The sequence below is a fragment of the Tropicimonas sp. S265A genome (assembly GCF_049800835.1).
Lineage (GTDB): Bacteria > Pseudomonadota > Alphaproteobacteria > Rhodobacterales > Rhodobacteraceae > Dinoroseobacter.
Map to the genome: position 1 here is coordinate 88,951 of NZ_JBNAFU010000004.1, position 25,350 is coordinate 114,300.

At 62.9% G+C, this 25,350-nt stretch carries 20 protein-coding genes and 1 tRNA gene; 13 read left to right on the top strand and 8 right to left on the bottom strand.

Features of this window, described 5'->3' with window-relative positions; translation table 11 throughout:
- Window positions 1-57: 57 nt before the first annotated feature.
- The 11 genes from ACP15N_RS12135 to ACP15N_RS12185 all read left to right on the top strand — a co-directional run bounded on the left by ACP15N_RS12135 (window position 58) and on the right by ACP15N_RS12185 (window position 17,580).
- Window positions 58-144: transfer RNA gene (locus ACP15N_RS12135), tRNA-Leu, on the top strand.
- A 239-nt stretch (window positions 145-383) separates the two neighbouring features.
- Window positions 384-1,703, top strand: a complete 1,320-nt coding sequence (locus ACP15N_RS12140) for a peptidoglycan-binding domain-containing protein (protein WP_425092545.1) — start codon at window positions 384-386, stop codon at window positions 1,701-1,703.
- 189 nt (window positions 1,704-1,892) lie between these two features.
- Window positions 1,893-3,863: a trypsin-like peptidase domain-containing protein gene (locus tag ACP15N_RS12145; RefSeq protein WP_425092546.1), complete on the top strand. Its 1,971-nt coding sequence runs from the start codon at window positions 1,893-1,895 to the stop codon at window positions 3,861-3,863.
- Between the two features lie 9 nt (window positions 3,864-3,872).
- Window positions 3,873-5,141, top strand: a complete 1,269-nt coding sequence (locus tag ACP15N_RS12150; RefSeq protein ID WP_425092547.1) for a hypothetical protein — start codon at window positions 3,873-3,875, stop codon at window positions 5,139-5,141.
- The gene (locus ACP15N_RS12155) at window positions 5,141-8,281 is read left to right on the top strand and encodes a virulence factor SrfB (protein ID WP_425092548.1); all 3,141 of its coding nucleotides are present in this window, start codon (window positions 5,141-5,143) and stop codon (window positions 8,279-8,281) included. Before ACP15N_RS12150 ends, ACP15N_RS12155 begins: the two co-directional genes overlap by 1 nt.
- 17 nt (window positions 8,282-8,298) lie before the next feature.
- Window positions 8,299-10,992: a putative virulence factor gene (locus ACP15N_RS12160; protein ID WP_425092549.1), complete on the top strand. Its 2,694-nt coding sequence runs from the start codon at window positions 8,299-8,301 to the stop codon at window positions 10,990-10,992.
- On the top strand, window positions 10,989-12,074 hold the full coding sequence (locus ACP15N_RS12165) for a hypothetical protein (protein WP_425092550.1): 1,086 nt from the start codon (window positions 10,989-10,991) through the stop codon (window positions 12,072-12,074). The genes ACP15N_RS12160 and ACP15N_RS12165 overlap by 4 nt, the downstream gene beginning before the upstream one ends.
- A gap of 13 nt (window positions 12,075-12,087) precedes the next feature.
- On the top strand, window positions 12,088-14,016 hold the full coding sequence (locus ACP15N_RS12170; RefSeq protein ID WP_425092551.1) for a vWA domain-containing protein: 1,929 nt from the start codon (window positions 12,088-12,090) through the stop codon (window positions 14,014-14,016).
- Window positions 14,017-14,021: 5 nt separating this feature from the next.
- Window positions 14,022-14,759 carry an ATP-binding cassette domain-containing protein gene (locus ACP15N_RS12175; protein WP_425092552.1) on the top strand — a complete coding sequence of 246 codons (738 nt, stop codon included), beginning with the start codon at window positions 14,022-14,024 and terminating at the stop codon, window positions 14,757-14,759.
- A complete protein-coding gene (locus tag ACP15N_RS12180; protein WP_425092553.1) occupies window positions 14,756-15,955 on the top strand; it encodes an ABC transporter permease in 1,200 nt (399 codons plus the stop codon). The genes ACP15N_RS12175 and ACP15N_RS12180 overlap by 4 nt, the downstream gene beginning before the upstream one ends.
- Window positions 15,952-17,580: a formylglycine-generating enzyme family protein gene (locus tag ACP15N_RS12185; protein ID WP_425092554.1), complete on the top strand. Its 1,629-nt coding sequence runs from the start codon at window positions 15,952-15,954 to the stop codon at window positions 17,578-17,580. Before ACP15N_RS12180 ends, ACP15N_RS12185 begins: the two co-directional genes overlap by 4 nt.
- On the opposite strand, the gene ACP15N_RS12190 is transcribed toward ACP15N_RS12185, so the two are convergent.
- A complete protein-coding gene (locus ACP15N_RS12190) occupies window positions 17,570-18,478 on the bottom strand; it encodes a hypothetical protein (protein ID WP_425092555.1) in 909 nt (302 codons plus the stop codon). The genes ACP15N_RS12185 and ACP15N_RS12190 overlap by 11 nt on opposite strands.
- A 173-nt stretch (window positions 18,479-18,651) precedes the next feature.
- On the opposite strand from ACP15N_RS12190, the gene ACP15N_RS12195 reads away from it, so the two are divergent.
- Window positions 18,652-19,308, top strand: a complete 657-nt coding sequence (locus tag ACP15N_RS12195) for a hypothetical protein (RefSeq protein ID WP_425092557.1) — start codon at window positions 18,652-18,654, stop codon at window positions 19,306-19,308.
- A gap of 18 nt (window positions 19,309-19,326) precedes the next feature.
- A complete protein-coding gene (locus ACP15N_RS12200) occupies window positions 19,327-19,956 on the top strand; it encodes a trimeric intracellular cation channel family protein (protein WP_425092558.1) in 630 nt (209 codons plus the stop codon).
- Here the strand turns inward: ACP15N_RS12200 and ACP15N_RS12205 are convergent.
- Genes ACP15N_RS12205 through ACP15N_RS12235 form a run of 7 tightly spaced genes read right to left on the bottom strand, consistent with a single transcriptional unit; the run spans window position 19,948 to window position 25,348 of the window.
- Window positions 19,948-20,682 (bottom strand): ABC transporter permease, encoded by a 735-nt coding sequence (locus ACP15N_RS12205; RefSeq protein ID WP_425092559.1) that lies wholly within the window; start codon window positions 20,680-20,682, stop codon window positions 19,948-19,950. The two genes, ACP15N_RS12200 and ACP15N_RS12205, sit on opposite strands and share 9 nt — an antisense overlap.
- Window positions 20,679-21,404 carry an ABC transporter ATP-binding protein gene (locus ACP15N_RS12210; RefSeq protein WP_425092560.1) on the bottom strand — a complete coding sequence of 242 codons (726 nt, stop codon included), beginning with the start codon at window positions 21,402-21,404 and terminating at the stop codon, window positions 20,679-20,681. Before ACP15N_RS12210 ends, ACP15N_RS12205 begins: the two co-directional genes overlap by 4 nt.
- On the bottom strand, window positions 21,401-22,072 hold the full coding sequence (locus ACP15N_RS12215) for a TenA family protein (protein WP_425092561.1): 672 nt from the start codon (window positions 22,070-22,072) through the stop codon (window positions 21,401-21,403). Before ACP15N_RS12215 ends, ACP15N_RS12210 begins: the two co-directional genes overlap by 4 nt.
- Entirely contained in the window at window positions 22,069-23,013 is a 945-nt protein-coding gene (locus ACP15N_RS12220) for an ABC transporter substrate-binding protein (RefSeq protein ID WP_425092562.1), read from the bottom strand. Before ACP15N_RS12220 ends, ACP15N_RS12215 begins: the two co-directional genes overlap by 4 nt.
- A gap of 3 nt (window positions 23,014-23,016) precedes the next feature.
- Entirely contained in the window at window positions 23,017-23,985 is a 969-nt protein-coding gene (locus ACP15N_RS12225) for a HesA/MoeB/ThiF family protein (protein WP_425092563.1), read from the bottom strand.
- A complete protein-coding gene (locus ACP15N_RS12230) occupies window positions 23,982-24,581 on the bottom strand; it encodes a thiamine phosphate synthase (protein ID WP_425092564.1) in 600 nt (199 codons plus the stop codon). The genes ACP15N_RS12225 and ACP15N_RS12230 overlap by 4 nt, the downstream gene beginning before the upstream one ends.
- Entirely contained in the window at window positions 24,578-25,348 is a 771-nt protein-coding gene (locus tag ACP15N_RS12235) for a thiazole synthase (RefSeq protein WP_425092565.1), read from the bottom strand. Before ACP15N_RS12235 ends, ACP15N_RS12230 begins: the two co-directional genes overlap by 4 nt.
- Window positions 25,349-25,350 lie beyond the last annotated feature (2 nt).

Sequence of the window (25,350 nt, forward strand, 5' to 3'; positions counted from 1 at the left end):
AATTCCCTCTTCACAACCCGCAAAAGCCCGGTTAAAGACGCGCCACACCAGTCACGTGCGGTCGTGGCGGAATTGGTAGACGCGCAGCGTTGAGGTCGCTGTGGGGTAACACCCGTGCGAGTTCGAGTCTCGCCGACCGCACCATATTTCTTCCGAAAATGAAGTTGTTGCGAGCCCGCCGGGTTGTTTCCGGCTGCGGTCCTGTTGCTGCGCTCGCGGCGCAATTGATCGTCAAGACACAGTTCCGTGCGGGAAATCTCAAGGGTTTTCAAGGGAAAGCCCTAGACGAATCCGGTTCAAACCCAAATACTGTTGAGGAAATTGTTTTATGGGGGTTTGTAATGCGTTTACGCAATGCAGTTGCAACAGCCTGTGTTTTGACCATGGCGGCGACTCCTGCCGTCAAAGCGGATATTCATGGGGCAATTATCGGACTCGGAATTCTGGGGGCGATTGCCAACCAGAACAGCGGCAATCGCGGATCGTCATCGTCCAATCGCGGAAGCGGCGTCTCGCAGGCGCAGCGCCAACAGAACCGTGACGTGCAATCCGCACTCAACGGGTTTGGGTTTCCAGTCGGCACGGTCGACGGGGCACTCGGCCCGAGGTCGCGCGGTGCAATCGGAGATTACCAGCAATATATGGGGTATCCCCGGACTGGCTACCTCGATGATCAGCAGCGCGGTTTCCTGCTTGAGTCGCACAACCGGATGCGGAACGGGGCCGGGCAGGCCTATCCGCAGGTCGTCGCGGCCGAAGGCACCAAGGGCCTGTTGAAGGCGTTCCGGGACCCGCAATGGGCGGCCCAATATGGCGCGACAAATTTCCCCGACCCGCAAGTGGCGCGCGGCACGCAGGTGCCTGGCCAGTATGGGGCTCCGGGAACTGTCGGCGTGCAGAACCCGGTGCCGAGCGCAATCCCGAGTGCGATCCCACCCGCGACCACGCAGGCAGCAGGTGCGGTGCCGCCAATCTCGATCCCGCCTATTCCCGGCGCGATCGGCCAGGTCAAGAAGAGCATGGCCGAACGGTGTGAGCTCGTTACGCTGATGACGCAGACCAATCAGGGAGCTATCCAGGCTGCGGCCATGTCGGACCCGGATCAGGCGCTGAGCGAGAAGTTCTGCGAAGCGCGTGGGTACGCGATGTCGGTGGCGCAAAGCTATGCGGCACAGTTGCGGGTCAGTGATGATCAGTTGCTGAGCACCTGCACGCAGATCACCGAAGCCTTGGCCCCGGCACGCAACATGGTGGGCAGCGGCGGTGTCGAGGCCGTGTCGGCAGAGGTCACCAAGATCGGTCAGTCCATTGGCCTTGGGGATCCGGCAAACGCGGGCGCTTACGGGCAGCTTTGTCTCGGTATCGGATACCGCCAGGATGATGCGGACATGGCGTTGTCAGGTGCACTTCTGGCATTTTCTATTGGACAGATGCCTTATGGTGAGGTGATGGCGCACCATTTGCGCGAAGGCTTTGGTTTGACCGCAAACGTTCCGAGCGCGGTGACATGGTATGACACAGCCCTCGGCGCGCTGGAGCAGAACGCGCAGCCTGCGTTCCTGCCATCACAATCTGCTGAGCGGGTGTCCGTGATGCGCGCGGCGCTCAAATCCGGTCGCTTGCAGGCGGTCGCAACCCCGGGCTTGCCACCGGTCGTTCCCGCTGGTGGAGCGATTCCGGCACTGCCGGTGCTGCCCCAGTAGACTGACGCGGCGCGCTTCGGCGTCAGCCGGAGCGGCGTGGAAAGATGGACCTGCCCCAGATGCGGGGCCGGTCCGCCGACAAGACCGGAAGTTTTCTAGTGATAATTACAAGCGCGGCGGCGGGATTATCGAGGAGCGGGCGAAAGACCCCCGCACTGACCGAACAGGCGCGCATACAGGGACGGTGCGATGGCTGACTTTTTCTTGTTGAAGACGCCTCTGGCGTTGGAAAACTGCCTGTCCCACGATGGCCAACTCGTGCTTGAACAGCATCAGGCGCTGAGCGCGGCCCTCGGCGCGGTTTCCCCTGGGGCCGAAGCGCTGTTCGCGGAACCTCTGATCAGCCGCGGCAATGACCAGGCGGCAGCTTCTGTGTCATGGTATGCCGATGCCGACGGCAAGCCCGTGCCGTTGGACCGGCTGGATGGTGCAGCGCGCTCCAACGTCATCGACGCCTTGCGGGCGCGCCTCGGTCCGCTCACCGACCATCTGGATGATCCCGAGCATGGTGCGCTTCTGTCCCGCGCGCTCTACACTCTTGATGCCGGGTCAATCACGTCCGTTGCCGGTCAGCCGGTCATTCTGAATTGGGGCATGCTCCCCGAAGGACTGGAGCGGGACCGCAGCGCGCGCGCGAAGCACTTCTCGGGAACCCTTGGCGCCTACCTTGATCTGCCAGCCCCTCCACCGCTTGGCCCGTCGGAGGCGCGCAGCTACCGAGAGAAACTGGTCGGCGGCGCCGAAAGTTCCGGCGGCACACCAGTTGCTGCGCCTGCTGCGGCCGCGGCCGCAATTGGCGCGGGTGCTGCCGCCGCAGGCGCGAGCGCTGCGGGGGCATCGCCACCCCCACCAGATCAACCCGGCGGCAGCGCCCCGACCTCACCACCCCCGGCGGATCGCCGCGCCGGACCAGGGGGCTGGATCCCGCTTGCGGTGCTGACGTTGCTCGCCCTTGCGGTGCTGATTTGGCTGCTCATCCCGGGTGTGCGCCTTTTCCCGGACGATCCGGGCGATCAGGCGATTTCGGACGAGGCCGCCGTTGCGCTGGCGCAGGACGTGAACCGCGCGCTGGAGGAACGCCTAGCGGGTTTGCAGGGCGCGCTTGAGGGGGCGCAATGCCGCGCAGACGGCACTTTGTTGATGCCGGACGGAATGACGATAGAAGGGCTCCTTCCACCTGATCCCCGTGATCCAAATGATCGGGCCGGGGCGATCCGCCCTGCCGATCCGACGCCCATTTTGCCCCCGGATCCGGAACGTATCGCCCCTCCGGGTGTGACGGAAGGCAGTCTCGATACGGGGAATCTGCTGGCCTTGATCGAAAGCCGTACCGCTCTGGTAATCGCGGTCAGCCCGTCCGGGATGGGGCTTGGGACTGGGTTCTTTGTCGCGCCCGATCTGCTTGTGACCAACTTCCATGTCATCGAAGGCGCGCCCAATGACAGTATTTTCGTGACAAACGAAGCGTTGGGCGAATTGCGCGGCGCTGAGGTGCTCAGCGCGCTTGGCCCTCTGGACCGGACGGGGGGCGATTTTGCCCTGTTGCGCGTGCCCGGTGCGAACTCTCCGGCATTCGATATTCTGAGACCGACCGAAAGTCTCCGGCTGCAAAACGTCATTGCTGCGGGCTATCCGGGCGACTTGATGCGAACCGATACGGAATTCGCGCAGTTGCGCAATGGTGATCTGAGCGCGGTACCCGCACTGGCCGTCACCGATGGGTCTGTAAGCGTTGAACAGACCATGGCGCCACGGCAAACCGATGTTGTCGTACACTCCGCCCCCATTTCCACCGGGAATTCTGGCGGGCCACTGATCGACACCTGTGGGCGGGTCGTGGGCGTGAATACCTTTGTCGTGCAGGGTCCTCTCAGAAATCTGAACTTCGCACTGGCAAGCTCCGAACTGTTGGGCTTCCTGCAATCCGCGGGCGCTTTGCCGAACGTGGTATCCCAACCCTGCCGCCCGCAAGTGGCGCGGCCGTCACCTCCTCCGGCGGAGGTTGCGGCCGCCCCTGCGGGCGCGGCGACGGCGACTCCGGTTCCTGCTTTGCCTGCGCCGACCCCTACGCCAGAGGCGACACCGGTTCCTGCGCCGGCGCAACAGGGCGGGACGTCGCAAATCCCGGCGCTGCCGCCGCTGCAAGTTCCCGTCGAGTAGGCCGGTCGCATGTCGGATCCGCTACTGACGAACAGTTCCATCGAAGGGCTGCGCCCACTGGGGACGCCGCCACAAAGATCGTATGAGTTGATCACGGGGACAGTCCGCGGTCAGCTCAGCGAGGCCCACGCAGCGCTGTTCGCTGAACCCGTTGCGACCCAGTTCGGCGATCGTTTCGACTGGTATCCGGCGGTTGAAGGCAAGGCGAGGCCCTTGTCCGCGCTGCCGGAGGAGGAACAGGACGCGATCACCGCACGGATAGACGCGCTGAGCCGCGATATTCGCGCCATGGCGCAAGGCTTTTCCGATAGCGATCTTGCAGAAGAACAACGTCTTGGGGAAGCGCTTGAAAACGCGCTGAACTATCCCGGAGCGGACTGGATTTTCGTTATCGACACCGGGGATGGGCCGCCGCAACCCGTGCTCGTGAACTGGGCCTGGGTCGAAGACAAGCAGACAACTGTTCAGGGCACGCTCAAGGCCAAGGATACCCGGACGCCACCCAAGCCTGCACCGGTCGCTCCGACTACGGTTACTGCAGCCGGGGCGAGGGCGCAGGCGGCGGCTGCGCGGCGTGACGGGCCCCGGACCATCCCCATGTGGCTTTTCTGGCTGTGGTGGCTTGTGCTGGCGGTTCTGCTCGCGGCGATATTCTGGTTGATGGTCCCAGCTTGCGGTGTCCGCACCCCATTCCTTCTGTCCAACTGCCCGACCCCGGCCGAGGCGAGCGAGGACAGCCGTCGCACCGCGGAGTTGCAGGACCAGATTGCAGCGTTGGAACGCGAGATTGGCGTTCTGGACCGTGCATGCCAGCCCGACCCGTTCGACACGGCGCAGGTTCCACCATTTCCGGCCAGACCAGCCCCCGTTCCGCAATCGCTGCCGGACATCGATGCGCGGCGCGAGCGGGCCGGGGCCGAACTGGGCGACCTGACGTTCACTCTGGCATGGGACAATGCCGATGACATCGACCTGTACGTGACCTGTCCGGCAGGTGTGACGGTCTCTCACCTGCTGCGGGCGGGGTGCAACGGCCAGATCGATGTGGACAGCAATGTCGGTACGCCGGTGCCGCAACCGGTGGAGAACACCTTCTTTACCGATCCGCTGGCTGGAACCTATACCGTGCGCGTTCACCTCTATGCATCGCGCACCGGTGGCGCGGACGCGCCCTTTACCTTGCAAATTCGCGCGGGCGACAGGGTTGAAAACCTGACAGGTATCGTTTCAGGTCAATCCAGAGAATGGACCTTTTCCTACGTATTCGGGGGACAATAATGCTGCAAGACCGCGCCAAGCGGCTGAGAAAGCTGGTTAATCTGGGAGACGAGGTCACACTGGTGCCTTACTCGGGCATTCAAATCCTCGATTTCGGTTTCGATATCAACGCGTTGGACATCCGGTCCTTCAGGTTCATCGAGCGCCCCGAAGCAGGTGCATCTGAGACGCATCGCACGCTGTATCCTCTGACCGGAGACGCGGACAAGGACAGCGAGATCCTCGAAGGGGTGACGTCGGACGATACCGAATACTCCGTCCGTCCTGTCGCCGCGCTTGAACCGTTCCTGGAAAAATGGGTGCCGGTGCCTGTGCTTCGACTCAAGAACCAGCGCGGGGCCGGTGGCGAAGAACTCTACGATGCCGGGCCTTCAAGTTGGGCACGGATGCGCACGGTCGAATTGGCCGAGCCGGACGCGGATACCGGACATACCCACCGGGTCCAGATCGCGCTCGACACAGCCTTGACCGATCAGGATCAAAGCCATCACTACGTCGCTCCCGAACGAGCGGACAGTGAAAAGCCGCGCGAGTTCAGGCTGGTCTCCGATCCGGCATCGATGAGCTGGTTCCTGCAACGGCTCGAAGCGGATGACGAAGGAAACGCTCTGGACTTGCAGCTTTGGGTCTCGGACTGGCTGAAGGAGATGTTTCTGGACTTCAAACGCGCCGAGCGTCCGGGGCGCGCGATTTCCGAGGAAAACCTGCCCTACATGTTCGAGCACTGGGCGCGGTACCTTTCTTATCTGCGGTTGATCGAACGCGCGGTGGCTCCGCCAAAGATGCGGTTTGCGAACACCGTGGCGCAGCGCGATGCCGTGACGCCGGTTAAGGTGGACCTGGTGCTGGATATCGGCAACTCACGCACCTGTGGCATTCTGATTGAACGGTTTCCCGGGGACACTCGGGTCGATCTGGCGCGGTCTTTCCCGTTGGAAATCCGTGATCTGTCACGTCCCGAGTATTTCTACTCCGGCCTGTTCGAGAGCCGCGTGGAATTTGCCGACCTGCGGTTCGGCGACGAACGCTACGCCTCGCGGTCGGGTCGTCGGAATGCGTTCATGTGGCCGAGCTTCGTGCGTATGGGGCCCGAGGCGATGCGCCTTGTTCAGTCGGAGGAGGGGACAGAGACCCTGTCCGGACTGTCCTCGCCAAAGCGGTACCTGTGGGATGACACGGCGGTTCAGCAGGACTGGCGCTTCCACAACCACTTCGATCCGAACAATCTGCCGCGTCCGGTGCGGGCGGCGATGCGCCACCTGAACGAGGCGGGCGACGTTCTGGTTCAGATCAAACAGGAGATCAGCGACAAGCTGCGCGTTCCGAAAAAGGGCGTTCCGATGACCCCGGCAATCCGGCCAAGGTTTTCACGCTCATCGTTGTTCGGGTTCATGCTTGCAGAGGTGATCGCCCATGCGATGGTGCAGATCAACGATCCCGCATCCCGGTCCCGGCGACCGCAATCGGACCTGCCCAGGTTCCTCAACCGGATCATCCTGAGCCTGCCGACTGCCACGTCGGTGCAGGAGCAGGCGATGATCCGGTCGCGGGTTCAGGGGGCGATGACGCTGGTAAAGGAGATGCTCGGGATCAAGGACGGGTCCAGCACGATTGCCGTATCCGAGAAACCCGAATTGCTGGTCGACTGGGACGAGGCAAGCTGCACGCAGTTGGTTTATCTCTACTCCGAGGTCACGCAGAAGTTCGAAGGGCGGATTGATACATTCCTCGATCTGAAGGGGAAACCGCGCAAAGGTCCCGACGGTGCGGAGGCAGCATCGCTCAGGCTGGCCTGCATCGATGTTGGCGGCGGGACGACCGACTTGATGATCACGACCTATCGGGGTGAGGACAACAAGGTTCTGCATCCTGAACAGACGTTCCGCGAAGGGTTCCGTGTCGCCGGCGATGATCTTGTCCATCGGGTGATCAGTGCAATTGTGCTTCCGCGTTTGGAAGATGCCGTGACCGAAGGCGGCGGCCGTTTCGTGGCGGAGCGGATGCGTGAGCTTTTCGGTGGTGACATCGGCGGTCAGGAACAGCAGACCGTGCAACGGCGGCGGCAATTTTCTGTCCGGGTTTTGGTGCCCTTGGCTGAAGCGATCCTGTCGCGCTGCGAGGACGTGGAGGAAGCGGACCGTATCGACGTGCCTGTTGCGGAAATTCTTGGTTTGATCCCTACGCCCGACGCGCCCCTTGACGGTGAAGACCAGCCGGACTCCGAGGAAGCCGAAGTCGAGATCAAGCCGAAGGTTACGGACGATATCCTCGATTATCTGGAAAAACCCGCAGCGCAGTGCGGCGCCGAAGGATGGCGCCTTGCGGACGTGACGCTCAGCGTCAGTCGCGAAGACCTTGATGCGATCGCGCGTGAGGTATTCCAGAAGGTGCTGGGTAACATGTGCGAGGTGATCGATCACCTCGGCTGCGATGTCGTGCTGCTGACCGGGCGGCCGTCGCGCTTGCCGGCCGTGCGCGCGATTGTCGAAGAGATGCTGGTGGTGCCACCGCATCGCCTGATCTCCATGCACCGGTACAAGACGGGCAACTGGTATCCGTTCCGCGACCCGGTGTCCCAGCGGGTCGGCGACCCGAAGTCGACAGTGGCTGTGGGTGGCATGCTGATCGCACTCAGCGAGAGCCAGATTCCGAATTTCAAGGTCACGACCGGCGCGTTTCAGATGAAATCCACCGCGCGTTTTGTCGGAGAGATGGACACGAACGGGCAGATCCCCGAACACCGCATCCTGTTCGAGGATATCGATCTGGACGCCAAGAAAACGGCGCAGGACCCGACCGCGATGATCAAGATGTACTCGCCCGTATTCATAGGGTCGCGGCAACTGCCGCTGGAGCGGTGGACGACGACGCCGCTCTACCGGCTCGACTTTGCCAATTCGTCGATCGAGGGGCGCAAGAAACCCTTGCAGATCGAGTTGGTGCGCGAAGACGATGATGTGGACGAAGCCGAGACCTCGCTGGAAAAACTGCGCCGTGAACGTGTGCGGGAGGTGTTCCGCGTGGATGGTGTGGAAGATGCCGAGGGCAACATGATGCGCAACGAGGATGTCGTGTTGTCCTTGCATACGCTTGGGTTTGAAGACGAGTATTGGCTCGATACCGGCGTGTTCCGGATTTGAGTGCGGGGAATTTAGACATGTCAGATGCCAACACTCTTGCCGATCGTTGCCTGCAGGTCGCCGAACTCAGCCAGGAGGCGCAGGGCTGGGTCAACGACCCCGAGAATGCCGAAATGGTCGACCGCCGCGCCAAGACGCTGACGCAACTGATGCGCAAGTCGAAACGGCGCGCCAACAAGCTTGCCAAGTCAGCCCGCACCCGCATGTCTGTCAGCGTGTTCGGGCCCAGCCAGGCCGGGAAATCGTTTCTGGTTTCGGTTCTGGCGCGCCCCGAAACCGGGCGTCTTACCGCCGATTTCAACGGCCCCGGTGGCAAGCTGGACTATATCCGCGAGATCAACCCGGAGGGCGAGGGGGAGTCCACCGGTCTTGTAACCCGCTTCACCATGTCCAAGGACCCGACGCCGGACGGGTTTCCGATCAAGCTGACGCTGTTGTCGGAGGCCGATCTGGCCCGCACGATCGCCAACTCGTTCTTCAACGATGGGGATCAGTCCGAACCCGCCCCTGAGCCAGAGGAGTTGTCAGCGCATTTCGATGCTTATCGCGGACGGGTCGGCGGCGCGATCGTGCCGGGCATGACCGAGGATGAGGTTTATGAGATCGGCGACTACTTCGCGGCGTCCTTCGGCAAGGCTGCTTACGCCGCCGCCTTGCGCACGTTCTGGGAAGAAGCCGCAGAAATGGCGCCGAAAATGGCCGTTGCAGATCGCGCGAAGTTTCTGTCGATCCTTTGGGGTGGGCATGAGCCGCTCACGGCGCTTTACCTGCAGCTTGCCGAAGCCCTGCAGAAGATCGATAACGCCGAGGAGGTGTTTTGCGGCCTCGACGCGCTTACCCCGCGCGAAACTTCCATCATCGATGTCAAGACGTTGCACGGGCTGTTCGAAGGGGCAAGCGCCGACACGCTCAAGGTGCGGACACCTGCGGGCAAGGAGGTCGACCTGCCGCGCGCGATTGTCTGCGCCCTTGCTGCTGAGTTGGTATTCCCCATGGAAACCCAGCCAAGCCCTCTCTTTGCTGAAACCGACCTGCTGGACTTCCCCGGCGCGCGCAACCGGTTCGAGCAACCCCTGAGCAAGACACTTTCCAAGCCGGAGGAGACCGTCAGCCAGCTTTTGCTGCGCGGCAAGGTTGCCTACCTCTTTGACCGGTATGTGGAAAATCAGGAAATCACGTCCATGCTGCTCTGCGTGCCGGACAGCAACATGGAAACGCTGGACCTGCCGGGGCTGGTCGAGAACTGGATCGGCATGACCCATGGCGCGCGTCCGCAGCAGCGGGCAGAAACCGACTGCATCCTTTTCTTTGTGATGACGAAGTTCGACAAGCACCTCGGCGAAAGCGCTGCGGGTGGCGGAGAATCCACACGCTTTGACCGTCGGCTTGAGGCCAGCCTGCTGCAGGGTTTCGGCGGCAAGATCGATGATAGCTGGGTCAATCAGTGGACCCCCAACACGCCGTTCCAGAACTGCTACTGGCTGCGCAACCCGAACTACTTCGTCGAAGGTCTTATCGACTACGACGAGAACCAGCGCGAGGTTGCGATCCGCGCGGAAAAAGAAGCGCGGGTTGCAGAGTTGAAGGCCGGGTGCCTTGAGGCCGCTTCCGTTCAGAAGCATTTCAAAGCGCCCGAGGTGGCGTGGGACGCGGCCCTCAAGCTCAACGATGGCGGGGTCGGCTATCTTACGGAGGAGCTGACGAAGGTCTGCAAGCCTGACAGCAAGTTCCGCCAGATCAAGAGCCAGAGCGACAAGATCGCCAAGGACATGGCGCTGGAACTGACTGGATTCTATGTCTCGGACGATTTCGAACAGCGCGAGGCAGAGAAGAAGAAAGCCGCCTATGAGATCATGGACTGCCTTGAGATCACGTTGCAGAACCACCGGTTCGGTGCATTTCTGGCGGCGCTCTGCGTGGATCAAGATGTGGTGCAGGACCGTCTGTCCCGGGTGCCGAGCTCTATCCGGATCTCCAGCGCTGTGAGCAGTGCAGCGGCTGAGCGGCCCGCGGCCGCCGCGGCTTCTGGCGGTCCCTCGCGCCCCGGCCGACCGGGGCGACCGGGCAGACCCGGGCCTGCCGCGGCGGCGACGCCCGTACCCGACGAGGCAGACGCCGAAGCACCTGCCAAGATCCGCACCATGACGCCAGAGCAATTTCAGGCGGACACCGCGATCGAGCTTTGGGTCGAAGGACTCAACCGGTTCCGCGAGGACGAGAAATTGCTGGAGGCTTTGGCCCTCACGCCAGAAGTTGCCGCGCAACTCGTTGCCGAACTGGTGCATGGTCTGCGCCGCACCGGTGTACGTGATGCCATGCTCGAAGAATTGCGTGCAATAGCTTACGGAAATACGGTCGATCAACAGGCTGCACCGGCGGCAATTGTTTGTGCGGAGGCCATCAACCGCTTCATCTACCAGCTGGGAGCGGATCGCCTGTCGCCCGAAGCACGCCCCGCGATCGAGATCGACGAGGGGGTCACACGCCCGGTTTTTGCGCCCCGTGCGGCCCCTGATCGGGTGGACGGTTTGCCGGAACTGCCGCGCGCGTCTGCCGAAGAAACCTGGACCGACTGGGTTTACATGCTGGAGGCCCTGTTTGTTGGCAATGCAGGCGATACGGATGCAGGCGAAATCAATCAGGAACAAAACCGCAAGGTGGGCCGCATCTTGCGTGGTCTGAACAACGAACAGATCGAGGATGCAGCATGATTGACGTCCGGCCCGATCCCGCGCACCCGCGTGGCGGGTACGCGGTCCTGTCGTTTGACGGGGCGTCTGTGCCCGATGAGAGCGTCTCGGTCGACGTGTTCGACCTTTATAACGAACTGTATCTGGGCAAGGCTGGATGGCAGCCGGAACGGCATAGCTTTGGTCCCTATCCGGTGGACCGCAGCGGCGGAGAAGCCAAAGTAGTGCTTGGCCCCGAGGTGGTTGATCATTTGGAGGAATTCGCGACCATCAGGCTGACACTCGGGGCTCTCAGCGGCGATGTCAGTTGGCCGGACGATATTGTGCACTCACCAAAAGCTGCGACATCCGACAGCGCGATCAAGTTCGGCAGCGGCCCGGCCGCACCGGCAGTTGCGGCCCCGATCAAGTTGCGAGAGCCGGAGCCTGAGACCGAGCCTGAGGTTGCGACACCCTCCCAAGCGGAAGAAGACGCGCCTGCCGCGCCACGTGAAGAGGTGTTGGTAACGCAAGATCCAAAGCAAACTGTCGCGGAAGAGGACGGTGACAAGAAGGGCGGCTTGAGCCTTCCTCTGATTATTGGCGGTGTGGCGGTGGTTGCAGCGATCATCGCAGCGCTGCTGTTCCTGATGCCGGAAGAGGACGTGCCGGTTGCAGAGCCCGAGCCCGCCCCCGCTCCGATACCGGAGCCAGAACCCATTCCACCGGTCGCCGCGGCGCCGGACCCGTGTTCGGACGCGGAGCTTTCGGCTGTGGCGAGCCAGGGATTTGCTGCGCTTGGCGATGCATTGCGCGGCTGCGGTGGGTCGGTCAGTGCAGATGTCGCGCTTGGTCTTGTTGAAGGCGCTGTCGCCGAGGGCGATCCCGCCGCGCTGGCGTTTTTCGGAACGCTTTACGATAGCGGCCAGACCGACGAGATCATTGAAAACCAGATCGGTCTGACACTTGGCGACAACCCGGCGCGAGCAGCTGAATATTACGCGCGCGCCAAGGATGCAGGCACTGCCGAGGCGGATGACTTGCTTGCCGGGGTATGCCGCGCCCTGTTGCTGCGCACCGACACGCTGAGCATCAGCGCGCGCGAAGACCATTGTCCGAACTGATGGGAGAGACCCGATGATCCGACATCTGCGTGCGATCCTCGCCCTCGCGCTCGCGTTCGGCGTTTTGGTGGCGGCAGGGCCCTCGCTGGCCCAGACCCAGCGTCCGCTTCTGCTCGAAGGTACGCAGACAGTGTATCAACGCGTGTTGACCAAACCCTCGGCATTGCTGCGCTCTGCGCCGAACGGCCCGGTACAGGACGAACTGCCAGCGTTTCAACCACTTTACGTTTACGCCGCGCAGGGGCCGTGGCTGGCTGTCGGCAATTCGAATGCCGGTGGTCCGATGGGCTGGGTGGCGGCGGAGGAAACCGTTGAATGGCGTCAGAACATCGTCGGCGCGTTCACCAACAGAGCGGCCCGTGAACGGCAGTTCTTTTTCGACAGCGAGGACCAGTTGCGCTGGTTGATGAACCACGAAGCCCTGCGTCAGGTGCAAGAAAGGCTCTTGGCGCAGGCCGAAGCGGGCATCATCGACGGGGCAGAGGGGATCGTGGCAATCGAGCCCGAAGAATTCGTGAACATCCGCGAGGAACTGTACCTCATGCCCATTCTCGACTTTGTCGAGGATCTTCACCCGGTCAACTACGAAGATGTCTTGCTGATGCAGATCGCCTCCGTTCCCAAAGAGGCGGCGCGCCCCGCCGCGCCGGAGGATACTGGCAAGGGCGGCGAGTTTGATGTCGGGATCGTTTTTGTTCTAGACACCACGCAGTCGATGGAACCTTACATCGCGGCAACGCAAGAGGTTCTGCAAAACACCGTGCGCGATATCTCCGGCACCGAAATCGGCAACTTGGTGAACTTTGGGGCCGTTGGGTTCCGGGACAGCACCGATGCCGTTCCTGACCTGGAGTACCGTACCAAGACCCTGCTTCCTCTGACCCGGCGACAGGACCAGACGCCCGTGATCGCGGCCATCGCGACAACCGAAGTGGCGCGCGCGAATTCGCCCGGGTTCAACGAAGACAGCCTTGCAGGGGTGGAAGACGCGATTGACCAGATCGACTGGGACCAGCTTGGCGTCGGTGACCCCATTGATGCACGCTACGTTATCCTCGTGACGGATGCGGGACCGAAGGATCCGCGCGATCCGAATGCACGTTCCGAGATCGGGGTGGCCGAGTTGCAGGCTGACGCCGAAGGGCGCAACATCGTCGTGATGACGCTGCACCTGAAAACCTCAGCCGGGCAGGGCGGAAACCATGCCTATGCAGCGGACCGTTATCGCACACTGTCGCGGTTTGCCGGGCGCGAATACTATTTTCCGATCGAAGGGGGCTCCCGCGATGCGTTTGCCGATACGGCGCAGCGGCTTGTCACGGCGTTGACCGACCACGTGCGCGTTGCGCGCGGGGAAGAGAGTGTCTTGCCGGACAGCGAGGCGGGCGAGGATTTGCTGGCCCTCGGGCGCGCGATGCGTCTTGCATATCTTGGGGCCACGCGGGGCACTCAAGCCCCCTCCGTAATCGAAGGCTGGGTGTCTGACAAAGCGGTCGAATCCCCGCGCGAAACAGTGATTGAACCGCGACTTCTGGTGACCAAGAACGAATTGGCGACGATGGCTGAGTTGCTCGACAATCTCGTGCGGCTTGGGGAGCAATCGCGCGACTCGCAGGATGCATACTCGTTCTTCGGACAGGTACGCGGCGTGATTGCTGACATGGCGCAGAACCCGGACCGGTTGGTCAACCCAGACACCGAGACCTTGGGTGGCGCGCTCGAATACCTCGAACGTCTGCCTTATCAGAGCCAGCTCTTGCAGATGACGGAAGACCGGTGGGGCCAGTCGGCGATGCTGCGCCGGTCGGTCATTGACGGGATGCGGCAGAAGCTGACGCAGTACCGCAAATGGCTTTTCGATCCGTCTGTCTGGACCGCCCTCTACGAGGGTGCTCCGGATGGTGAACTGGTTTATGCCATGCCCTTCGACGTGCTTCCCTGACCACGATGGCGGCGCTCGCTTCCCTTCGACTGGAAGATGTTGCCGTCACACTCAGTGACGGCGACCGGTCCTTTCGGATCTCGACCGGGCGACTGGAGCTTGGCGCAGGGGATATCATCGGACTATCCGGCGGATCGGGCACCGGCAAGACACTGCTGCTGGAGGTGCTGGGCCTGCTGCGCCAGCCCGATCCGGGCGGCGCGTTCGTGCTGCGTGCGCAGGACTTGTCTGTTGATCTGCATGCCACCGGCGGGGCGTCTCGGGCCGCGGAGCTCAGGGGGCAATTCTTCGGGTTCGTCCCGCAGACAGGCGGGTTGCTGCCGTTTCTGACCGTGGCCGAGAACATCGCGCTGAGCCAGCAGATTGCCGGTATATCGGACCCGCAATGGATCACGGAACTGACGTCCCGGCTCGGGTTGACGGGGTTGGACCGACTGACGCCATCCGCCTTGTCGATCGGTCAACGCCAGCGGGTGTCGATCGCCCGCGCGCTGGCGCATCGGCCGGTTTTCGTGATCGCCGATGAACCGACCGCCGCGCTGGACCCCGAGGCTGCGATGGCTGCCATGGGACTATTGATCGAGGCTGCGGAGCGGGGCGGCTCCGGGGTGATCATCTCGTCCCACGACATCGGGCTTCTGGGGCAGTTCGCCATGCGCCGCGTGCATCTGGGTCTAGCCCCCGGCAGTGCCGAAGGGCGGGTCCATTCGGTTCTGGCCCCATTGCAGGAGGCCGCGGCATGAGCCTTCTGGCGCGCCTCGCTCTGAAAGACTTGCTTCGCGACCGGATGCAACTGATCTGCAACATCGCGGTACTGGCCGGGGTTCTGGTGCCGCTTCTGGTTCTCTTGGGCGTCAAGAACGGGGTCTATGACGCATTGATTGGGCGGCTGCTGTCGGACCCTGCGGCCTTGCAGATTGACACCTCCGGCAATCAGAGTTTCTCGATGGCTGATGCCGAAGAGGTGCGCGGTTGGCCCGAAGCGGGGTTCGTAACACTCAAGACCCGGTCACTTTTCGATTTCGTCAACGTGCGAGAGGTCGGCGGACGTGGGAAAAGGGACGCGATCCTCGTGCCGTCCGGCAGCGGCGATCCGACCCTCGGCGGGTTATCTCTGGCGGAGGGCCAGGCCGTGTTGAGCGCGACACTGGCCGAGCAACTCAACCTGTCCCCGGGCACGCAGGTGCAGGTGATCACACAAGCCGAAGACCGGCCACGGCAACTGGCGCTTGCGCTTGAGGTTGCCGCCGTGATGCCGGCTGAGCGGATGGGCGGGCGCGCAATCCTTGCTGACATTGCCGTGCTCGATCTGGTGGAGGCGTTCTACGATGCGTACGCCTTGCCAGAGCACGGGATCACAGAGGGGCGCGATCTGGCGCAGCGCACGCCCGATTTCGAAGGCATGCGCGTGTTCGCGGCAGACCTGACGCAGCTTGCGACGCTCCAGACCCGAATAGAGCAACGGTTCAACATCCGGACCGAGGCCCGAACGGCGGAGGTGGAAGGGGTCCTGAACCTTGGGCGTAACCTCGACCTTGCGCTCGTCCTGACAGCGTCCGTGGCTGCGATTGGTCTTGCCGCAGCGCTGGTCTTCGGGTTTTGGTCCGAAGTGGCCCGCAAACGACGCGTTCTGGCCACGCTCGCTTTGATGGGCCTGCCCGCGCGCGGGCTGTGGGTGTTCCCGCTGGTGCAGGCGCTGGCCTGCGGAGTGCTGGGGCTTTTGGTTTCATTTGTGATCTACTTTGGCGCCGCACAGGTGGCCGAAGCCATGTTCGCCGCAGGCATGCCGGATGGGCAGGGGCTGGTGAGCCTGTCCCTTGCAGAGGTCGTGAGCATCAGCCTCGGGGTCATCGTGTTTGTTGCTGCAACCGCACTGTTTGCTGCGCGCGCGGCGGCACAGGCGGACCCGGCGTCGGTCCTGCGGGAGGGGGCGGCATGATGCGGGCGTTTCCAGCCCTTGTGGCACTGTTTCTTGCTGCACATCCTTCGCTGGCACAGGACACCGTCGCCCCCTTGGATTTGCCTGCGGCAGAAGTCGAGGCCGTGACTGAGGGCTGGGGCGCGGACCTGATCGATCCCGGTACGGTGCGCGTCGGTGCTGAGCCCGCCGATCTGATCCTGCCCATGCCTTGTGGCGGTGGCATGGCCTTTCAAAAGATCGCCGTGCCCGTTGATCTTGAAAATCCGCTTGATGACCGGCGGTTCCGGGTTGGCCAGTCCGAGGCGCAAACAGGGTTCTCAGATTACTTGCGGCAGGCGTACTTACGCGGGGCGTTCGCGGAAGAGGATGCCGGATACTCCTATTATTACATCGCCAGGTACGAAGTCACGGTTGCGCAGTACAGGGCCTTGACAGGTGATTGCGAGGCACCGTTCGGACCGCGTGATAGCTTTGCAAAAGGCGGTCTCAGTTGGTTCGACGCGGTGGAGCTTACGCGGGCCTACACGGAATGGCTTTTGCAAAACGCGCCCGAGAGCCTCCCGGTTCAGGGGGAACGGCGGGGGTTCCTGCGCCTGCCAACCGAGCCGGAGTGGGAATACGCAGTGCGCGGCGGCGCGCGGATCGAAGCCACCCTGTTTCCAGGGCGTCGGTTCTTCGCCTCCGGCAGTCTGGACGATTACGGCCATTTCCAATCGGGAGGCCGCGCCGCGGATAGTCTGCGCCCTGTGGGGTTGCGCCAACCCAATCCCGTCGGTTTGTTCGACGTCTATGGCAATGCCGAAGAACTGATGCTGGAGCCGTTTCGCCTCAACGCCGTCGGGCGCGCCCATGGTCAGGTCGGCGGGCTTGTAACCCGGGGTGGCGCGATCGACGCGGAGGAGAGCCAGATCTACACCGCACAGCGGCGTGAATACCCGGTGTTCAGTGCTCGAAGCGGGCGGGCACTGGCAGGGCAGTTCTTCGGAGTGCGGCCTGTGATCGCCTCCCATATCGTGGCCGAAGACAGTTTTGACACGATCCGCGAAGGGTGGATTTCGCAAGCCGAAGGCGGTGCCGCTGACGCAGAAGAAGGCGACCCGCAGGCGGCCCTCGATGGGCTGATCCGCGATGAACTGGACCCGCGCCGCAAGCAGGCGTTGTCCGAGGTGCAGTTGGAATTCAGGGTCTTTCAGGAAAACGCGGCAGTGTCGTTGAAACAGGCGGCAAAGTCATCGTTGCTGGCCGGGGCCGCGTTCGTGGAGACACTCGTGGCTGACACGACACAGATCTCGCGACTTGATTCCAATGCGCGGGCCTTGCGCGACCGGGTCGCAGTCTCGGTCGGTCCTCAGCGTGATCAGTTGATGTTGTCTTTTCGCGCGACGGTAGAACGGTTGACTGCACTTCGGACGGAGCAACAGACCTACCTTCTGTCCTACCGCGCAATGCTCGAGACACTCGGGACCGACTTCCCGGCCGAGACACGGACAGCCGCATATGAGGCATTGAACACCGAATTGTCAGAGGCAGGCCAGACCGTTTTGCTTGGGCCGCTATCGCAATTCTGGGACGATCTTGCCGTCTACGTTGCGCAACCCGACATGTCGCTTGATCAGTTGCTGGAACTGGCGATCACTGGATAGGTGGGCTTTTGCGTGTTGGCATGTTGTCGGGCAGTTGCGGCTCCACCTCCGGTGCAAGCTCGCTGTCGATGTCGTAGCGCGCGTCGCCGGGGTTGAAACTTGCCGAGATATAGGGACGCTTGCGGCCACCACCGGGTTTGTCCGCCGCCTCGACCAATGAATAGAGGGTGACCGGAGTGCCGGTGAAATCCGTGAAATTGCCCACGGGCGCCTCGCCCTGATTTGGGACGGATTCCCAGTGCCGCAGCAGCGTGATCGGTTTGACGGAGGTGTGGCCCGTCAGCAGGACATCGCCCAGAAACTGCCCGTCCGTGGAAGGGTTGGTCGTTCCCCGGAAACGGGCATCGGGCAGCAACGCGCGTGCGGCCGCATTTGCCGGAACCTGCCAGACGTCGTGGTCCGTTCCGATTAGCGTGCCTCCGCCTGCGTCGTGAATGGCCTTTATCTGATTGGCTAGAAGCGCACCGCTTGAGTTCTCTGCACCGGGGAAGTCGACTTCCGGCGTGCCACTGATCCGCAGCGACCGGATCCCAAAGGAAGCGTCCATCATGACCACACGCTTTCCGCCCGCGTAATACTGTTGCAACGCCTGAATGTCGCTCTGGCTGACCTGTGACACCGTGTTGGCGAGATCAAGGATCAGGACTTCGGTCTGCGGATGCGCCTCAAGCGCGCTGGCGAGTGCCCCGCGCCCGCGAAACCGTACGAATGTCGACGCAAATGCCCCGTCGTTCTCGGCTGAGTTGAGCCAGTCCGACATCTCCTGTCGCAGCGAATTGCGCGAGACACCCGAATCCTGCGTCCCGTTGACAAAAAGGACGCGAATGGGCTCGGCAGCCACGGGCAATGCCAAAAGGCTGCACAGAAAAAAAGTGATGAAACGCAGAACGATTTGCATGAGAAACTCGCGATCAAAAAGGTTCCATCCAAGCCTAATCAGCCGCGCGCGTCTGGCAAGCGGAAATCAGGATCGGAACAGGTAAGCCCCCGACAATAGGGGTTTACCTGACGCGTTCGAGCGGCGAACATGCGGGAAATTCTTTGCGCTCTGCCATATTGGATCTGCTTGTTATGCCGTCAAAAGCACTGATCTTCGGTTTAAGCCTGGGACTTGTCGGCCTCAGTGCGGCCTGGGCGGGCTTGGCGTTACAGGCCTGTGCGGTTCGTGCGCCGTTTTTGCCCGATGCCTGTCCAGGGGACGCGGTAACTGGCGCGCGCGGCGAGCTTGCGGTTCTCGACGCTCGCACCGCGGATTTGACGGCTCGTATCGCAGCGGCAGAACGCGAACTGGCTCGGATCCAATGCGTTGCGTCGCCACCTGATCCCTATGGCCCGTTTGACCGCGATCTGTGGCAGGCGCGCCAGCTGGGCGCGCTCTACGGGTGTTGGGCGCTCGACAGCACCTATGCCACCCGCGACGTCGATACCGACGAGGTGATCACCTACGGCACATGGCAGATGTGTTTCAACGGGCGCGGGGAGGGTCGGCAAATCATGCAGGGCAGCGACGGGTCGCAATGTGCGGGCCCTGTTACCGCAGGGTTCACCGCGCAAGGGCGTCTGCAAGTTGTCGAGGCAGACAATCTGGCCTGTAGTGATGGCGGCTACATCCATCGCCGCGACATCGCCTGCGGGCTGGGTGGCGCAGGGCTGCAGTGCGATACCCTGCAACCTGAAACAGGTGGCGAGGCGTCCTTGGGCATGTCGAAGATCACGCAGCCGTTGTGACCGGCGCACGCCCCCACGATGCCGAGTGAGTTCGCTCCGCTTCTCGTCGCACTGACGGTTCTTGCAACCGGGGTCATGGCGGTTTCCGCGGCCATTCAGGCTGCGCGGCAAGGGTTCGATTTCTTCGGGGCTGTGGTTCTTGCGCTCGTTACAGCGGTAGGCGGTGGTACGCTGCGCGACATCCTGATCGGACGGTTCCCGGTGTTCTGGATCAATGACCCGACATATATCCTGACGGCAGTGCCGGTCGGGTTGCTCACGTGGGTCATCGCGCACCGGATGCCTGCCGGTGGTGGGCGGCGTCTGCGGCTACTGCTTTACTTTGACGCGGTCGGGCTCGCGCTGTTCACGCTGGTCGGGGTGCAGATCGCCTTGACGGCGGGAGTATCCATGCTGATGGCGGTCATCCTCGGCTGTGTGACAGGGATCGCCGGCGGCATGTTCCGTGATGTGCTTTGCGGGCTGCAACCCTCTGTCCTGAAAGAGGATCTTTATGCGACCATCTCGCTTGCCGGCGGGATCGTGTTTGTTATCGCGCATGAGGTCGGCACGCTGGAGACGGCGCTCATTACGTCCTTTTCGATCATGACGCTGGCCCGGTTCTGGGTGGTCTGGCGCGGCGCGATCCGGGATGAACCGCTAGCGTGACAGGCGCTGTGCCGCACGATCGGCGGCCACATAGAGCAAAACCGACATCACCCCCAAGGTCAGCATCGCCGCGAACATCAGATCGGTTTTTGCACGCCCGTTGGCCAGTAACATCAGGTATCCGAGGCCCTTGGATGCCCCGACCCATTCGCCAATGACCGCTCCGATCGGCGCGTATACAGCCGCAAGTTTCAGCCCGGAGCCAAGCGAGGGAAGCGCATGGGGCACCCGGATGCGCCACAGGACAGCGCGCGGGGTCGCGCCCATCGTCCGAGCCAGATCAAGATATCCTCGCGGCGTACGCATCAGCCCGTCAAAGAAGGCTGAGGTGACAGGGAAGTAGATAATCAAGACGGCCATCGCCACCTTCGACCAGAGCCCGTAGCCCAGCCAGAGCGTCAGGATCGGCGCAAGGGCAAAAACCGGCAGCGCTTGGCTGAAGACGAGCATCGGCCGCACCAAGGCGAGCGCCGTGCGGGAGGTGGCCAGCGACAACGCCGTGGCGATACCGAGCAGTCCACCGATCAGCAATCCGAGCATCACCTCCGAGAGGGTGACGAGCGTGTGTTCGGCAATTAGGCTCCGGTTGTCCCACCACGCTGCGGCCACGCGCCCGGGTCCCGGCAGAATGAACGACGCAACGCCGGTGAAGCTGACAATCGCCTGCCAGACCCCAAGCGCAACGAGCAGGGCCGCGATGGGCCAGAAAATCGCCGACCGGGTCATGCGGCCTCCCGCAGACGGCGCAAGAGGGCCCCTGCGGCGGACAGGGTTTCCGGGTCATCGATAGGACGTGGAACCGGGCCGGCGGGCGGCGCCACTTCCGTCAAGCCACCCTCCTCGAGGACCGCGATCTTGTGCCCGAGCCGCGCGGCTTCTGACGGATCGTGTGTGACCAGTAAAACCGTGCGCCCCGCCAGGAGCTCCACCGCGAGGTCCTGCATCTGACTGCGGGTCTTGGCATCGAGCGCCGAGAAAGGCTCATCCAGCAGGATGACCGGTCGGTCCTCCATCAACGTGCGTGCCAGAGCTGCGCGTTGCCTTTGCCCGCCCGACAGTTGATGTGGGCGCTTCCCAGCGTGCTCTTTCAGGCCGACACGATCCAAAAGCGCCTCCGCGCGTGGGAGGTCCGGCGTCTGCCCGCGTAACCGCGCACCGGTGCAGACGTTGTCGCGCACATTCGCCCAAGGAAACAGCAAGTCATCCTGCGCCATCAGCGCCACGCGGCCCGTCAGGGCGGCGTTGTCCGACGTCGTGATCTCGCCCTCGAACGCCACGTGCGCATCGAGACCGGCGAGGAGCCTCAGGATTGTCGATTTCCCGACGCCCGAGGGGCCCAGCAAACAAGTCCATGCACCCGGATCCAGTGTCAGCGCAAGTGGTCCGAACAGAGTATCCACCCCAGTCCGCGCGTGGCCTTCGATGCGAATGCCCGGGGCGCGTGTCACGGCGCGAGGCCCATGTCCCAAAAGCCGACCTCAAGCGTTGTGGCCTTGGAAAACGTTTGTGAGAGTTGGCCAAAGCGCGGAAGCTTTGCGAACCCGTCCCCCAGTCGATGTGTGAGTGCCGCGTCAATCAGCGCGCCTGTCTCTTGGCACACCTGTTGGTACTCGGGTCCGCCATAGGTCGCGATCCAGTCTGCGTAGGTTGGGGCATGGTCGCGGGCCGCAAGCCCGGCCCCTATTTCGCCATATCCCAGCACACAAGGCGCCAACGCCGCAAGCAGATCGAGCAGATCGCCGGAATACCCCGCCTCAAGCACAAAACGCGTGTAGGCCATGTTTTCCGCTCGCTCCTGCGTGGCTTCGAGCAGGCTCTTGTCGATCCCGGCTGCCGCACACAGTTCCACATGCAGCGCCATTTCGTGGTGCAGAAGGGTGTGCACGGTCGCGGCAGCGGCCTGCATCTCGGCCAGCGTGTCCGATTTCGCGATAGCAAGCCCCCAGGCGCGCGAGAAGTGCATCAGGAAGACGTAGTCTTGTCGCAAGTAGTGCAGGAACGCAGCCTCTGGCAGGGTTCCCTCCTGCAATCCTTGGACAAATGCGTGGTCTGTATATGCACGCCAATCCGGTGCCGCGTCGCGCCACGCCTGAAATGCTGCGCCGTAGCTGGTCATTGCGCGGTCACGTCGATCGCAATTTCTGCCACGGGCCTCGCCGTCTCCAGCAGGCCGGTGCCAACGAGAAACTCTTCGAACCGTGCATAGCGGCCTTCGTCCAGTGCCGCCGGTCGCAGCGCGAAGCGCGGTAACGTGTCGACCCAGGCGCGCGCGTTCAACTCGTCATCCAGTTCCGCCGCAGTGCCCTTGAAAATGTTCCAAGCATCCTCGGGATGGTTCACGATATACTGTGTGGCCTTTTCCACCGCGCCTAGGAAACGCGTGATCTTGTCGGCGTCCATCGTCTCGGAATTGGCGACGTAAATCAGTTCGTCATGGGGTGGAATGCCCTCTTCCTCAATATAATAGCACTTTCCGTCGATCCCCTCGATTTCCATCTGGTTGAGTTCGAAATTGCGGTAGGCGCCGATCACCGCCTGGACTTGTTCGGACATCAGCGCGGGTGAGATCGAGAAGTTCACATTGACCAGCGTCACGTCATCCAGACTGACCCCGTGCGTGCCCAGCAACGTCTCCAGCAAGGCCTCCTCCACACCCGCGACCGAAAAACCGATTGTCTTGCCGCGCAGATCCGAGAGGCTTTCGATCGGCCCGTCCGCGAGGGTCATCAAGCAATTGAGCGGGGTCGCGATCAGCGTGCCCACGCGCAGCAAAGGCAGCCCCTGTGCCACCTGAAGGTGCTGCTGGACCTGATAGGACACCGCAAGGTCGCCGCGTCCGGCGGCCACCAGTTTCGGAGGGGCGGAAGGATCGGCAGGGGCAATCACTTCGACCTCCAGCCCGGCGTCGGCGAAATAGCCCCGTTCCTCCGCCACGATGATTGGGCCGTGGTTGGGGTTGATGTACCAGTCCAGCAGCAAGGTCATCTTGTCGGCGGCTGCGGCAGGTGCGGCCAGCAGGCCGAGGCCCAGTGCCAGCGCCAAGCTCGTTGGTTTCATGTCTCAGGTCTCCGTTGTCGAAAAGGGGGCGGCGGTGAGAACGATCTCTCCGGGCCAGTCATGGCAAATGCTATGGCCGAGGCGCCAGGCGCGCAGGCCCGTGGCGCACGCCAGGACTGTGCGCTGGTGTTCTGCTGGCAGCGGTGGGCGGGTGTCGGTCGCAAGGCGTAGGGCCGTGGTTGTAATCGGTGCAGGGGCCTCGTCAGCGGTGCGGAGGTCGAGAACCAGATCCTCCTGCCGGATGGCGGTGGGCGCGATGAAGGCAAGGCGGGTGTCCGGCTCCTTGGCGTCGTCGAACCGAAACCGGGCACTCCGCCATGCCGCCGTATCAAATTGCACCATCAGACCGAGGGGGGACTGGCCCGTGCCACTGATCAGGTCCAGCGCCATCTGCGCCTGCGCGGCCCCGACCAGTCCAACAGCGGGCCCGCTGACCCCCGCCGTGGCGCAGCTTGCAGCTGTCTCCGGTGGGTCGGGAAAAACCGCCCGAAGACTTGGGGCACCGCCACACACGCCGCACACGTACCCCCCGCGTAGCAGGACAGAGGCCGTGATCAGTGGCGTGTTCGTGGCTGCACAGATGTCCGAGGCCGCGTAGCTGGCGGCAAAGCTGTCGGCGCAATCGATCACCAGATCCGCATCCGCCACCAATGCTGGTCCGGTGGCCGGATCGAAGGCGATGTCCCGGGCGATAAGCGTTGTTTCGGGGTTGAGCCTGTGCAGAGCATCCCGTGCTGCATCGGCCTTGCACATCCCGATCTGATCGGTGCTGAACAGGATCTGGCGATGCAGGTTCGACAGGCTGATCACGTCAGGGTCCACGATCTCGATCCGACCAACTCCCGCGCCCGCGAGGTACGGCAGTACCGGCGCTGCCAGCCCGCCCGCGCCGATAACCAGAACCCGTGCCGCGCCAAAGCGCGCCTGCGCCTGCGCGCCGAATACAAGCGTCTGGCGGGCATAGCGGGTCATTCACACACATTCGCCCATTCGGCGATGCGGGCTTCGGGATCGGTGTTCAGCGTGATGTCGGTCACAACGGAAACAAGGTCTGCTCCGGCCCCAAACGCGCCTGGCGCGCGGTCTACGGTCATCCCGCCAATCGCGACCAAGGGAATGTCTCCGATCAGCCGTTTCCATTCCGTTACGCGGTCGAGTCCCTGTTGGTGCCACTTCATCTTTTTCAGGATGGTTGGGTAGACCGGCCCCAAGGCCACATAATCGGGCTCCAGCGCGAGGGCACGATCCAATTCGGCATGATCATGGGTCGAGATGCCAAGCCTGATACCGGCAGCGCGGATCGCGGGAATATCGGCTGTGTCGAGGTCTTCCTGGCCCAGATGCACCCAGTCGCAGCCTTCGTCGATGGCCATTTGCCAGTAGTCGTTGATCACCAATGTCGCGCCGTGTTCCGCGCAGAGACCTCTTGCGGCGCGGATTTCGGACCGGATCACGCTGGGCGGATGGTCCTTCATGCGCAGCTGAATGAACCGGGCCCCAAGCGGCAAGGCGCGCAGGACCCATCCCGCGCTATCAAAGATCGGATAGAACCGGGGCAGGGAGCTCATGACAAAAATGCCTGACCGATGACGGGGGTGGATGGTTCCGCCATCTCGCGCGGCGGCATTGGGTCCGAGGCGTAACCTGCCGCCCCGGCCTGCGCGGCGAGCGCCATGGCGCGGGCCATCCCTACCGGGTCGCCGGCCCTGGCGACCGCAGTGTTCAGCAGGACCGCGTCGAACCCCATCTCCATTGCTGCCGCCGCGTGAGAGGGCAACCCAATTCCAGCATCCACCACCATCGCGACATCCGGAAACCGCGCGCGAATGGTGCGCAGACCGTAAGGGTTGGACAGACCCAGTCCGGTCCCGATGGGTGCGCCCCAAGGCATCAGAACTTCGCATCCGACGCTGATCAAACGGTCGGCCACGACAAGATCCTCGGTGCAGTAGGGAAAGACCTCGAAACCCTCGGCTGTCAGTATCCTTGCAGCTTCGACCAGCGCAAAAACGTCTGGTTGCAGGGTGTCGGTGTGGCCGATCACCTCAAGCTTGATCCACTTCGTGTCGAACACTTCGCGTGCCATGTGGGCGGTCGTCACGGCCTCCTTGACAGTGTGGCACCCGGCGGTGTTGGGCAGCACGTGCACGCCCAGATCGTGGATCATGTCCCAAAATGCCTGTCCCGCACCGCCCGCCCCCTCGCGTCGCAGCGAAACCGTCGCAACCGATGCGCCGGACGCGCGAAACGCGTCCGCGAGAATGGCCGGGGAGGGGTATTGTGCCGTTCCCAGCATCAAGGGTGTCTCTAGTGCGGTATCGTAAAACCGGTGCATGG